The organism is Kitasatospora sp. NPDC093679 (assembly GCF_040683455.1).
In the GTDB taxonomy this organism is placed as follows: domain Bacteria; phylum Actinomycetota; class Actinomycetes; order Streptomycetales; family Streptomycetaceae; genus Kitasatospora; species Kitasatospora arboriphila.
Genome location: NZ_JBFBDW010000027.1, coordinates 16824 through 28799, shown reverse-complemented (window position 1 = coordinate 28799; position 11976 = coordinate 16824). Strand labels below are relative to the sequence as shown.

Below are 11976 nucleotides of genomic sequence, written 5' to 3'. Positions count from 1 at the left end.
ATCAGACCGCCGGGGCCGGGTAGGTCGGGTACTCGACGCCGGAGACGTGCTGGACGACCCGGATGACCTGGCACGAGTAGCCGAACTCGTTGTCGTACCACAGGTAGAGGATCGCGTTGTCGCCCTCGACCTTGGTGGCGCCGGCGTCGACGATCGAGGCGTGGCGCGAGCCGATGAAGTCGTTCGAGACCGCGTCGGGGGCGGTGGTGAAGTCGATCTGGCGCTTCAGCGGCGACGTCAGCGACACCTCGCGGAGGTACTCGAGGACGTCCTCACGGGTGGTCTCGCGGGCGAGCTGCAGGTTGAGGATCGCGATCGAGACGTCCGGCACGGGGACGCGGATCGAGCTGCCGGTGATCTTCGCCTTGAGGTCCGGCAGTGCCTTGGCGACGGCGGAGGCGGCGCCGGTCTCGGTGATGACCATGTTGAGCGGCGCGGAGCGGCCGCGACGGTCGGCCTTGTGGTAGTTGTCCAGCAGGTTCTGGTCGTTGGTGAACGAGTGGACGGTCTCCACGTGGCCGCGGAGCACGCCGTACTCGTCCTCCATCGCCTTCAGCGGCGGGACGATCGCGTTGGTGGTGCAGGAGGCGCAGGACAGGACCCGCTCCTCCGGCTTGATCGTGTCGTGGTTGACGCCGTGCACGATGTTCGGGACGTCGCCCTTGCCCGGGGCGGTCAGCACGACCTTGTCGATGCCGGGACGGAGGTGCTTCGACAGGCCCTCGCGGTCACGCCACTTGCCGGTGTTGTCGATCAGGATGGCGTCGTTGATGCCGTACGCCGTGTAGTCGATCTCCGACGGGTCGTTGGCGTAGATCACCTTGATCTCGTTGCCGTTGGCGACGATGGTGCTGTTCGCCTCGTCAACGGTGATGGTGCCCTGGAACTGGCCGTGGATGGAGTCGCGGCGCAGCAGCGAGGCGCGCTTCACGATGTCCTGGTCGCCGCCCTGGCGCACGACGATGGCGCGCAGCCGCAGGCCGTTGCCGGAGCCGGCCTTCTCGATCAGCAGGCGGGCGACGAGGCGGCCGATGCGGCCGAAGCCGTAGAGGACCACGTCGCGCGAACCGGAGCGCTCGATCTTGTTGCCACCGGTGGCGCCGGCGACCGCCTCGGCGGTGAACTCCGCGATCGACAGGCCGCGGTCGTCGGCCCGGTAGGTGGCCGCGAGCATGCCGATGTCGATCTGCGAGGGACCGAGGTCGAGCGTGGTGAGGGCCTGGAGGAACGGCATCGTCTCGGTGACCGAGAGCTCCTCGCCGGCGATCTGGCGGGCGAACCGGTGGGTCTTGAGGATGCTGACCACCGACTTGTTCACCAGGGAGCGGCTGTGCAGCAGGACGGTGACGTCCCTCTCCCGGTGCAGTCGGCCGATGATCGGGATCATCGACTCCGCGATCTCCTCGCGGTTCATCCAGTCCGTGAACACGTCGTCGTTGACAGTCACAAGTCCATCTTTCGAGCTAGGAGGGTGCCTCCATGCTAGCTTTCGAAAGTTGTTGATCATTTGGGCGGTCCTGTCCACGTTCACCCCTCGACCGTCTCCAGGGGCAGGTCACACGGCCGTTCCGCCGCACCCCCGGCACCGCCCGGTCGGAAGAGCCCAGCCCATCGTCGACCGGGTCCGAGCCGAGCTCACCCGGGGCCGTGCACCGCTTCGACTGTCGACACCAATTGAACAATAAATCGGGCATCGGGTACGCGATTCCTTCAACGCATGATGCGAAGAACGCCCCGCTCCGGCCCCCTTCGGGCTCGACCGACAGGGCCCACCCACCACCCGCGTTCACTTCACGGACGCACCACCGCCGGGCGCGCAGTGATCACCGATCGCTCGCCCCACCTGCTGCGCATGCGGCCGACGCCCTCGCGGCAGACTCGGCCCACCCGGAGCGGACGCGCGTAGATACCGGCGGCCGTCCCGTGGCCGGTCGTCGCCCGGCCGGTCGCCACCGTGGCAAACCTCACAGGCGACCGGCGATGCTCAGCCTGCCGTCACCAGGGCCGCCGCCCGCACCTGCTTCTCGACCGCGGCCTTCGCCTCGGCCATCGCGGCCGCGTTGGCCGCGATCACCTGCTGCTGGTAGCCGGCATCGACGGCGTACCAGACGCCGACCACGTTGTGCGCGTGCCGGCAGCCGGCGTCCGCGGTGGCCACCTTCAGCTCCTGCGGCGTCGGCGTCGGCGACTTCCGCCACTGCGGGTCGCCCAGGGCCGCCAGCGGGTCGGTGTAGTCGAAGCCCGCGTCCTTCATGCACTGCGACCACTGACGGAACACCGCCTGCGTCCGCGGGTCCTTCCGGGACTGGTCCAGCGTCGTGAACTTGGCGTCGTCCGCGAACCGGGTGTCGCCGATCCCGCCCTCCGCGGACCCGGTCAGTTCCTTGACCGCCTCGCCGAGGCAACCGCGCGCGGGCACCGTCCGCCCGTTGACGGTCCGCCCGCCCGACCCGGCCCGTGCCGCCACGTCCGCCGTCCCCCGCAGGACGAGCTCCGTCTCGGGAGAGAACGACGGGCCGGTCGGCATCGCACCCGCCCCCGCCCGCAGTCCGCCCTCGGGGTGGTAGCCCCACTTCGCCATCAGCGCCGCGTTCTGGTGGCCGTAGCGCGAGTCCACCCGGGTGGTGGGGGCGTCGCTGTCGCGCCGGCCCCCGTTGCCGGACGGCGGGGTGTACGTGAGACCGAAGGAGGCCATGCAGCGGACGATGAGCTTCTGCTGCGCCTTCTCGACGGCCAACTGCTGTTCCGGGTTGAGCAGATAGGGGTCGAGCGGCAGCGGCCGGTCGTTCGCCGAGTCCAGCTGCGGGGTCGCGGCGAGCGTCGGCGGGGCCGCGGCGGTCTGCACGCTCGGCCTCGGGCTCGGCGGTACGGCGTCCGTGTCGGCGGAGCCCGCCGCGCTCGCACAGCCCGCCAGGAGCAGCGGCAGCAGGGTGAGCATCACGGCGGAGCGGGCGGGGCGGCTGGACACAGGCGGGTCTCTTTCGGAACGGCGCGGCCGGCGGGGACGGGTGGGTAGCCGTGCACGGTCCCCGGCCGCAGCGGGCGGCCGGGGACCGGTGCGTGTGCTCGGTACTGACGGGTGCCGTCAGATCACGGGCCGACGAACTCGCCCGAGGCATTGTTGTTCTTCAGCTGGGAGTTGAGGTCCCGGCGGGTGTCCATCGGGATCGCCTGGCAGGCGACGCTGCAGTCGAGGCCGCTGTTGTAGTAGACGTTGAACGTGCCGTACCAGTGGTTGTCCACGGCGGCCGCGTTGTTCTTCACCGCGACACCGGCGCCGGAGCTGCCGTTCTTGCCCGCCTTGAACGTCAGGCCCGCGTAGTTGTCCACGGTGGTGTTCTGGACGTACACGGCGCCGTAGCCGTGGGCGCTGGAGTTGTAGTAGAGGCAGACCTGGCCGCCGTGGCAGTCGGCGGTGAAGGCGGAGGCGCTCCCGGCGGACGCGAGTCCGGCCGTCACGACGGTGCCGGCCACGAGCGCGGCCGAGATGAACTTCCTGATCGCCATGGTGATCCTGTGGTCCTTCCGTACGGGGCTCCGGGACGTCCGGCGCCCTCGGCGGGTGACCGTCCGGTCCCCGCCTCGTGATGCCGGCCGCCGTGGTGATCACGGCGGCCGGTGACGCATTCATGCTGGCGAGGGGCGGTAGCGCGGCCGTAGCCGCCCGGTGGCGCGGCCCGATACCGGCGCGCTATCGGCACCTCCTAGCGTCTCGAACGGATCGCGGCCCCGGCACCGGCCCGGCGACGCAACCCCCGTCCACCCGAAGCCCGTTCACTCGCACCGGTCACCAGAACCCGCACCCGTCACCGGCTCGGCCGGCAGCGGCGGGTGTGCCTGCGCCGGGCGCCGCCCTTCTCCGCAGCAACGACGTCAGCGACGGCCGCTGCGACCGGCGGTGCTGCTGAGCGCTGCCCCGGTCGGGAGCCGTCCCGTCAGAGCCCTCACCCCGCCCGGTACCCGACACCGGGGCGGGGCCAGGACAGATCCTCCGCCGAACCGAAAGGAACCACCGCATGGCATCCGCCATCAAGACCCGGACCACCGCCACCCGGCTGCTCGCGGCCGTCGCCGTCCTGAGCGGCCTGGTGATGAGCGTCTCGCAGGCCCACGCGGCAACCCCGCCGTCCCACACCGAGGCATCGGCCGCCACCGCCGCCACGCTGCCCGTGGTGGACATGGAAGCCACCGTCAAGGCCGCCCAGATCGACCCCCGACGGGCCGACAGCACGCTGACCCCGGGAGCCAAGGACTCGGTCCTGGCCGTCGAGCGGGCCCTGCAGGCCCGTGGTCTTCTCGACGCCCGCTGGGTGGACGGGTACTTCGGCACCACCACCATCACCGCCTACTCCGCGTTCCAGCGCTCCCTCGGCTACACCGGCCTGGACGCCAACGGACTGCCCGGCGCCACCTCCCTCGCCACGCTCGGGCAGGGCCGGTTCACCGTCAGCCACAAGATCGGCCCCGGCGCGAAGCTGCAGCGCAACGGATACACCGTCAACACCCGCACCCAGGAGATGCTCACCGAAGCCGAGCGCCTCCTGGGCTTCAAGCTCACCCTGTCCCAGGGCTCCTACAACCCCGGCGGCGACCCCACCTCCGCCGGCACCCACGACGGCGGCGGCGTCGTGGACATCAGCGTCGACGGCATGTCCAGCAGCACCCGCACCTCCGTCGCCAAGGCACTGCGCCAGGTCGGATTCGCCGCCTGGGTCCGCAACCCCAACCAGGGCGACTGGCCGTGGCACATCCACGCCGCGGCGATCAGCGACACCGATCTGTCCACCCAGGCCCAGCACCAGACCGGTGACTACTACCTCGGCCTCAACGGGCTGGCCAACCAGGCCGCCGACGACGGCCCCCGCATCCCCATCCAGACCTGGGAGGAGTACCAGCGCACCCACTGACCGCGCCGGCACCACCCGAGCACGACCTGACGACCCGCCAGAACCCGTAGATCGCACGTCATGAAAGAGCAGGCCTTGAAGAAGAACATACGCACCACGCTGACCATCGCCGGCACCGCCCTGGCCATGGCCGTCCCCCTGATCGGAGCCACCTCCGCCCCCGCCTTCGCCGCCTCCCGCGACGGATCCTGCGACTCCGGAGAGTTCTGCCTCTACTACAACAGCGACCAGGCCGGCTCGGTCTCCGACTTCACCGGCTCCATCAGCGACTACGGGGCCACCCAGCCGTCCTGCTACGAGTTCAAGGGCGCCGGCAACGGCCAGGGCGTCTGCGTCAAGAACAACGCCGCCTCGGTGTGGAACCGCTCCGACAAGACCGTCCGCGTCTACTTCAACAGCGGCTACGGCGGCGCCAGCCAGGACTTCGCCCCCGGCGCCAAGGGCAACCTCAACTCCACGCTGAAGAACAACGAGGCCTCCCACCAGTTCCTCGGCAGCAGCGGCGGCGGCAGCAACGAGAGCCCCACCAACGACTTCGACCACGGCACCCGCGGCTTCGCCGCCAACAACTGCACCGCCTTCGCGGCGTACCGCATCGCCAGCCGTCTCGGCGTCCCGAACTTCAGCAACTCCTACGGCGGCACCACCTGGGGCAACGCCAACACCTGGGACGACGCCGCCCGCCGCATCGGCGTCACCGTCAACACCACCCCCACCGTCGGTGCCATCGCCGTCAACGACACCCACGGGGACTACGGCCACGTCGCCTACGTCAACGCGGTCCACGCCGACGGCTCCTTCGACGTCGAGGAGTACAACTGGAACAACCGCCTCGCCTACGGCACCCGCAAGAACCTCCGGGTCAGCAGCGCGGAGAACTCCTTCCAGCACATGCTCCACTTCTGAGCAACCCCGGCAGGACACCGGCACGCCCGCGCCGAGGACGGCCCCGTAGCCGGGGTGTTCTAGCGAGCGTGCAGGTCACAGCGGTATGACGATGTGCGCCTGAACCGCAGCGGTACACGCGTCGAAGGCCCCGTCGGGCAGATGACCTCTCCAAGTCGCCTTGCCCGACGGGGCTTCGACGTGCCGTCAGTCCGACCGTCCGAGCCGCTGCGGATCACGGGTGTCGACCCGATCCGCGTGCGATCGGCGGGCTACGGGCGCGCTACACCGGATCGATAGAAGGGACGGGCCCGGACAATCCGCGCGCACCGATCCCAGGGAGCTCCCATGCGTACGACACTCTCCGCACTGGCCGCCGCAGGCCTCGTCCTCGTCGGCGGCATCGCCGCCGCACCGCAGGCGAGCGCCGCGAGCACGTACGGGTGCAGCGGCAGCCTGGTCGACACCTACGACCTCAAGACCGACAACGGCACCGGCACCAAGTACGGCGAGCTGTACCTCTACTACAGCAGCGCCAACGGCGGCACGAACTGCGCGGCCGCCGTCGACACCCACTTCGCCTCGGGCGTCACCAAGTACCAGGCCGTGTACATCTGGCGCTGCGTGGCCGGCACCAAGGCCGGCGAGTTCTGCGACTACGACCAGTCCGACCACAACTCCGGCACCTTCGCCTGGTACGCCGGCCCGGCGAGGATCACCGGCACCGCCAACCGCTGCATCATGGTCTACGGCCGGGTCGACGACCCCAACAACAGCAAGGTCGCCGAGAAGTCCACCCTGGCCTCCCACTGCGGCTGACGGCCGGCGGGCGCCGCACTGCCAGAGCTCAACACCTGGCCGTAGGCCGTGTCTTCAAAGGCACACAGATGCCCCGTAGGGGCGCGTGGGGGCACCTCCCGGCCGAAGGCTGGGGGAGAACTGCGCGATTCGGAGGCGGCCACCGTGCAGACCAGGTGAGCCGGATTCGTCAGCGGCACCACCCCGGACTGCGCAGTCCTCCCCCAGCCTTCGGCCGGGAGACGCCCACACGTGCGCCCCTGAATCGACCTCCCGAACGTCTTCGAGGGCAGTTCCCAGGCCCCCACCGGGGCCGGCCGACGATCCCCACCCGGCCGCGACACCGCACGTCCGGCCGGGCCCACGGGCTCCTCGGCGGTGCCATGTCGGTGCTGTCCTACGTGCTGGTGCTGTGGGCCAGGCGCGGGCCGCGCTCGCACCGGTCGCCGTGCTGCGCGAAACCAGCATCATCGTGGGTGCGGCGATCGGCACCGTGTTCTTTCGGGAACGCTTCGGCAGGGCGCGGATCACCGCCGCCGGCGTGATGCTCGCCGACATCGCCCTGATCCTCTGGCAGTAGGAGGCCGCCGATGGCTGTGGAGATCGAGAAGAAGTACCTGCTGTCCGGCGAGGAATGGCGGGCGGAGGTGGTCCGCACCGAGACGCTCACCCAGGGCTACCTCTCCATGGACCGCGACCGTGAGGTCCGGGTGCGCCTCTCCGGCGACACCGCGGCCTTCCTCACCGTCAAGGCCCGCCGGAGCGGCCCCGCCCGCCTCGAATACGACTACCCCGTACCGGTGGCCGACGCCCGCGAACTCCTCGCCCTCTGCCTCGGCACCCCGCTCCAGAAGCACCGCCACCACCTCTCCCGCACCCCCGGCCGCTGGACCGTCGACGAGTACGCCGGCGCCAACACCGGCCTCCTCGTCGCCGAGGTCGAATGGGACGAACACCAACCCGAACCCCCCACCCCCACCTGGGCCGGCCCCGACGTCAGCACCGACCGCCGCTACTCCAACGCCGTCCTCGCCCTCACCCCGTACACCTCCTGGTGAACCGAAGGGGCAGCTCACCAAGGCCGCCTCCGGCGGCCGGGGTGCGTGGGCACGCGGCCGTCGCTCAACAGCGCCCCGCCACCGCGGCCGTCCGGCTCACCGTCATCCGACCCGCAGCTTCAGTTGCCGGTTGTGCTCGGAATGATCGGAGACGACGCCTTCGACGGTTTCGCCCACCGCGGGCCACAACTCCGGGGGCACGGGATCGCGGTCGGGGTAGTAGGAGATGGCATCCACCACTGCCGCGACCCCGGCATGCCCGGGGATTCCGACGAACATCCCGAACGGCCTTACGGCCGCGACTTCTCCGCACAGCACGGCACCGACCGGGTGGTCGAGCTTCGCGGCTTCCCATTCCTCGGAAGTTGTCATCGGTGTCGGGTCCTCGGGTGTGTATTGAGTTCGCGTCATCGGGGATCGGAACCCACGAGGAGACCAGGTTGCCCAATCGTCCAACCCCGTTGGCAACAACTGAGAGTCCGTCCGCCGCACCACCCGTCCCGCGTACAGTGCAGGACTAATCCATCCCGCGTTGACAGGAGTCCTCGTTGCCTGCACGAGTCGATCGCGGCCGGCCTGGCGATCCTCGTCGGATCGGCCCGTACCGGATCATCGGCCGTCTCGGTTCAGGTGGCATGGGCACGGTGTACGCGGCCCTGGATCCCGACAGACGCCGGGTCGCGATCAAACTCGTTCACCCTGCCCAGGCCCACGACGACGAGTTCCGTGCCCGGTTCCGGCGCGAGGTCGAGCTGTCCCGGCGGGTCACAGGCCCCTGTCTGGTCCCGCTGCTCGCAGCGGACACCGATGCCGCCACCCCGTGGCTGGTGACCGAATACGTACCCGGCCCGACTCTCGACCGGCACGTCAGCACCGACGGCCCACTCACCGGGGCCCGGTTGTACGCCCTGGCAGCCGGCACCGCAGCTGCGCTTGCAGCCGTCCACGAGGCGGGGGTGGTCCATCGTGACGTCAAACCCGCAAACGTCATTCTCGCTCCACGCGGCCCTCGTGTTCTCGACTTCGGCATCGCCCATGCCTTTGACGGCACCGCTGTGACCCGCACGGGCACCATGACCGGCACCGCGGGCTGGATCAGCCCCGAGTACTACCGAACCGGCGTCGCCGGCCCGGCCGGAGACGTCTTCGCATGGGGTGCCCTCATCGGCTACGCCGCGACCGGACGCCTTCCGTTCGGCGTCGGTGCTCCCGATGTGGTCGCCTTCCGGGTGATGTCCGGCGAGCCCGACCTCGCGGGTGTGCCCGACGATCTTCTCGCGCTGGTGACGTCCGCCCTGGCCAAGGAACCCGGCGACCGCCCCTCGGCCCCCGCACTCGCCTCGGCGTGCACCAGGCTGCTCGCCTCGCAAACCACCCAGGTGCTCTCCCCTCACGCGGTCGCGCCCACCGTTGTCGGTGACCTGATCGCCGCCCGGTGGGACCCACCCGCCCGGAACGAGGCCATCTGGACAGTTGCCGAGCACGACGCAACCCGCCGTCGCCGCAGGCTCTCCGCCGTCGCCGGGATCACCACGCTCGCCCTGGTCACCGGCGGCGCCTCGGTCCTCCTCGGCCACCCCTGGCGCGACAAGCATCCCGACGCATCACCGCCCGTGTCCGTCTCGTCCGGCGCCGCGCCCAACAGCCCCGGCAACTCAGCGTCTCCACAGACTTCCTCGCCCCAGGGCACTCCGTCTCCCACGGCGACTTACCTCGCCGCCGCGGACAGCTCGTCGGGGTCTCCCACCTCCACCTGTCTGCCTGTCACCTACAAGTCGCCCGAGGGCACCGCAGACTGCCAACCGAAGGCCGCGATATGCGCGGTTGGCGCTCCTTGGTACGTCGCCGACATCGACACCGTCTGTGGCGGGCGCCCTCCCACCTGGGTCGTCCACGTCATCTCCGAGCCGGCCACCGGCGGCGACCCGGGCATGCATTACTGCATCGCATGGACCGGCAGCAGCGACAGTTCGGGGCGTGACGGCGTACTCCTCATGAACGCCCCGGGATATCAGTGCGGTGCGTCCTTGCTGGGCGCCGTCGATGCGCAAGCCGTGCACATGAACGGTGAATCGAGCGTGTTCTACGAAGCCCCGCAGGACTGCACTCCGCTCTATCCGGGCACCCGCCTGACCTACCCGGCCGTACTCGACTACAGCAGCCTCGGGGACTCCCGGCCGCCGGCGTACATCTGTCTCACCGAGCACACCGGCGCCTGACAGTTCCGGGAGCACGGCCCGGGGTCACTCCGGTGCGCCGGCACCGCCGTACCGGACCTACGCGAGCCAGAGGTGCTCTCGACCGGATCTCGCCGAGGTCGCCCTCCCCGCAAATCCCTTGCGTTTTCCTTGATCTGGTAACGAACCAGCGCTCCCGGCCAGTAACAAGTCGGGTACTGACAGCATGTGGCGCAGCAATCCTCCAGTTCGAAGGACCACTGTGCGACCCGCAACCCTCCTCGTGGCAGCCGCCCTCCTCACGGCGACCGCCTGCACGTCCTCATCCTCCGCGACGCCCGCAGGACCCGCCACGACAGCAACGGGCAGCCCCGCTGCTGCCGTGAAGAACGTGCCTGCCAAGGCCGCGCCGCCGAAGGACGCCACGGCCGCGCTGGCCGCGCTCACTGCAGCGGTCGGCTCGGCCAAGCAGGGTCAGGTCGTCACCGAAGTCAATGACCCCAACCACCTGATGGGCAGGCCCGGCCAGTACACGTCCAAGGTGACCTTCACCGACTCCCGGATCCAGACCTCCGACGTCGACGGCCTCGACCCGACGGACGTCGAACGCGGCGGTGCGGTCGAAGTGTTCGCCACCCCCGAGGACGCGAAGAAGCGTGCCGACTACATCCAGGCGATCGTGAAGAGCCTGCCGGCCATGCTCGAGTACGACTACGTCCACGGAAGTGCAGTGGTGCGGGTGTCGAAATTCCTGACCCCGTCGCAGGCCGGGGAGTACGACAAGGCCGCCGCCGTCCTGGGCTGAGCAACAGCTGTGCCCGGATGTGTTGCTCACGCCAGGACAGGGATTACACCAACTTGGTTGGTACCCATGCACCTTATGCTCAAAGCAGGTACCAGAACGAGGAGAGACGTGGGGATCCGAGACCTGACGGATGTAGATGCGGTCCTGAGCGCGCTCAGGGAGTTCGACGACGTGGGACAGAAGAGCTTCCTCGAGACCCACGGCTTCAGGTCCTCCACCCGCTACTACCTCCAACACGCCGACTGCCTCTACGACCCCAAGGCGATCGCGGGGGTGGCCCACGGCTACCAACACGGGGAGTCCCTGGCCTACGACGACTTCCACGGTGGGGAGGCGAGCACCAACGCCGTCCTCCGGCGTCTCGGCTTCACCGTCCTGTCCGGCATACCCTCCACCATCGAGGAGGAACGGGCCTGGCGCTTCACCATCTGGAAGAACCTCTGCGCCCGGCAGAACGCCGACGGGCGACTCTCCCCCGGCGACCTGCGCGCAGTGAACGCCTACGGCGGCCAACAGGGCATCTGGGTCGACAAGGCCCGCACCGAGAAGCTGAGCCCCGTTGGTTTGGCCGTGGGGCTCAAGCACACGGGCGTCGACTACCCCGACGAGGTGGACGACGAAGGGGCGCTCTACCACTACCCCGAGACCAAGCGGGCCGGCCAGGACATCGCCGAGATCGACGCCACCAAGGAGACGGCCGTCCACCAATTGCCCGTCTTCCTCATCTCGGAGCACGGTCCGCTGCGCTCGGTACGGCTCGGTTGGGTCACGGGCTGGGAGGACGAGAGCAAGCTCTTCTTCATCACGTTCGGCGACCGGGCACCGGAGCAGATCCTCGACAAGGACCACTCGGAGGACCACGCCTTCCAGTTGGAGGGCAGCCGGCGCCGCCAACGCACGGGAACCGTCGTGAGCCGACCCGACCAGGCTCGCTTCAAGATCGAGGTCTTCCAGCGGTACGGTCCCCGGTGCCCGCTGTCCGGTGTGGCGGTCCCCCAAATGATCGAAGCCGCGCACCTGAGGCCCGACGCCGAGAACGGCAGCTCCGATCCCCGCAACGGCCTCCCCATGAACGCAGCCCTCCACCGCGCGTTCGACGCCCACCTCTTCGCCGTCCACCCGACCACCCTCCACGTGATGGTCCGCCCTCAGGGCCCGACGCTGAAGGAGCTCGGAATCACCACACCCCAGCTGGCACTGCCCAAGCTCCCGCACGAGAGCGCGTTGGAATGGCGATACACGAAGTGGCTCGAGAAGAACAAGATCGATCCGGCGGACGCCGTACCGCCCGGCGGCCACTGACTCCCGCCTCCACGCCCTGAGGACACCGCTCACGTTCGCCGACG

Annotated in this window: 11 protein-coding genes and 1 pseudogene; 8 read left to right on the top strand and 4 right to left on the bottom strand. The window is 69.7% G+C overall.

The annotated features are described in order from the left end of the window. Position 1: 1 nt before the first annotated feature. The 3 genes from AB0O09_RS22220 to AB0O09_RS22210 all read right to left on the bottom strand — a co-directional run bounded on the left by AB0O09_RS22220 (position 2) and on the right by AB0O09_RS22210 (position 3507). Positions 2 to 1447: a glyceraldehyde-3-phosphate dehydrogenase gene (locus AB0O09_RS22220; RefSeq protein ID WP_344623891.1), complete on the bottom strand. Its 1446-nt coding sequence runs from the start codon at positions 1445 to 1447 to the stop codon at positions 2 to 4. A gap of 537 nt (positions 1448 to 1984) precedes the next feature. Continuing rightward, entirely contained in the window at positions 1985 to 2968 is a 984-nt protein-coding gene (locus AB0O09_RS22215; protein WP_363543696.1) for a hypothetical protein, read from the bottom strand. A gap of 122 nt (positions 2969 to 3090) precedes the next feature. Continuing rightward, the gene (locus AB0O09_RS22210; RefSeq protein WP_363543694.1) at positions 3091 to 3507 is read right to left on the bottom strand and encodes a hypothetical protein; all 417 of its coding nucleotides are present in this window, start codon (positions 3505 to 3507) and stop codon (positions 3091 to 3093) included. Positions 3508 to 4016: 509 nt separating this feature from the next. Here AB0O09_RS22210 and AB0O09_RS22205 point away from each other — a divergent pair. The 5 genes and pseudogenes from AB0O09_RS22205 to AB0O09_RS22185 all read left to right on the top strand — a co-directional run bounded on the left by AB0O09_RS22205 (position 4017) and on the right by AB0O09_RS22185 (position 7648). Continuing rightward, a complete protein-coding gene (locus tag AB0O09_RS22205) occupies positions 4017 to 4907 on the top strand; it encodes a peptidoglycan-binding protein (protein WP_363543692.1) in 891 nt (296 codons plus the stop codon). 60 nt (positions 4908 to 4967) lie between these two features. Then, positions 4968 to 5813 carry a CHAP domain-containing protein gene (locus tag AB0O09_RS22200; protein ID WP_363543691.1) on the top strand — a complete coding sequence of 282 codons (846 nt, stop codon included), beginning with the start codon at positions 4968 to 4970 and terminating at the stop codon, positions 5811 to 5813. Positions 5814 to 6140: 327 nt separating this feature from the next. Continuing rightward, positions 6141 to 6611 (top strand): hypothetical protein, encoded by a 471-nt coding sequence (locus AB0O09_RS22195; protein WP_344623885.1) that lies wholly within the window; start codon positions 6141 to 6143, stop codon positions 6609 to 6611. A 338-nt stretch (positions 6612 to 6949) separates the two neighbouring features. Continuing rightward, positions 6950 to 7170 (top strand): annotated as a pseudogene (locus AB0O09_RS22190) (EamA family transporter); the annotation flags it as partial. Positions 7171 to 7180: 10 nt separating this feature from the next. Beyond that, positions 7181 to 7648: a CYTH domain-containing protein gene (locus AB0O09_RS22185; RefSeq protein WP_363543689.1), complete on the top strand. Its 468-nt coding sequence runs from the start codon at positions 7181 to 7183 to the stop codon at positions 7646 to 7648. 102 nt (positions 7649 to 7750) lie between these two features. Here the strand turns inward: AB0O09_RS22185 and AB0O09_RS22180 are convergent, their stop codons facing one another. Continuing rightward, the gene (locus AB0O09_RS22180) at positions 7751 to 8020 is read right to left on the bottom strand and encodes a hypothetical protein (protein ID WP_363543687.1); all 270 of its coding nucleotides are present in this window, start codon (positions 8018 to 8020) and stop codon (positions 7751 to 7753) included. Between the two features lie 176 nt (positions 8021 to 8196). Between AB0O09_RS22180 and AB0O09_RS22175 the strand changes: the two genes are divergently transcribed. The 3 genes from AB0O09_RS22175 to AB0O09_RS22165 all read left to right on the top strand — a co-directional run bounded on the left by AB0O09_RS22175 (position 8197) and on the right by AB0O09_RS22165 (position 11932). Further along, positions 8197 to 9867 carry a protein kinase gene (locus AB0O09_RS22175; protein ID WP_363543685.1) on the top strand — a complete coding sequence of 557 codons (1671 nt, stop codon included), beginning with the start codon at positions 8197 to 8199 and terminating at the stop codon, positions 9865 to 9867. 340 nt (positions 9868 to 10207) lie between these two features. Continuing rightward, positions 10208 to 10630 (top strand): hypothetical protein, encoded by a 423-nt coding sequence (locus AB0O09_RS22170; protein WP_363543683.1) that lies wholly within the window; start codon positions 10208 to 10210, stop codon positions 10628 to 10630. A 108-nt stretch (positions 10631 to 10738) separates the two neighbouring features. Further along, entirely contained in the window at positions 10739 to 11932 is a 1194-nt protein-coding gene (locus AB0O09_RS22165; RefSeq protein ID WP_363543681.1) for an HNH endonuclease signature motif containing protein, read from the top strand. The last annotated feature ends 44 nt before the right edge of the window (positions 11933 to 11976 follow it).

Coding starts and splice junctions, on each gene's coding strand:
- AB0O09_RS22210 (WP_363543694.1), bottom strand. CDS start 3,507: ATGGCGATCAGGAAGTTCATCTCGGCCGCGCTCGTGGCCGGCACCGTC.
- AB0O09_RS22205 (WP_363543692.1), top strand. CDS start 4,017: ATGGCATCCGCCATCAAGACCCGGACCACCGCCACCCGGCTGCTCGCG.
- AB0O09_RS22200 (WP_363543691.1), top strand. CDS start 4,968: ATGAAAGAGCAGGCCTTGAAGAAGAACATACGCACCACGCTGACCATC.
- AB0O09_RS22195 (WP_344623885.1), top strand. CDS start 6,141: ATGCGTACGACACTCTCCGCACTGGCCGCCGCAGGCCTCGTCCTCGTC.
- AB0O09_RS22185 (WP_363543689.1), top strand. CDS start 7,181: ATGGCTGTGGAGATCGAGAAGAAGTACCTGCTGTCCGGCGAGGAATGG.
- AB0O09_RS22180 (WP_363543687.1), bottom strand. CDS start 8,020: ATGACAACTTCCGAGGAATGGGAAGCCGCGAAGCTCGACCACCCGGTC.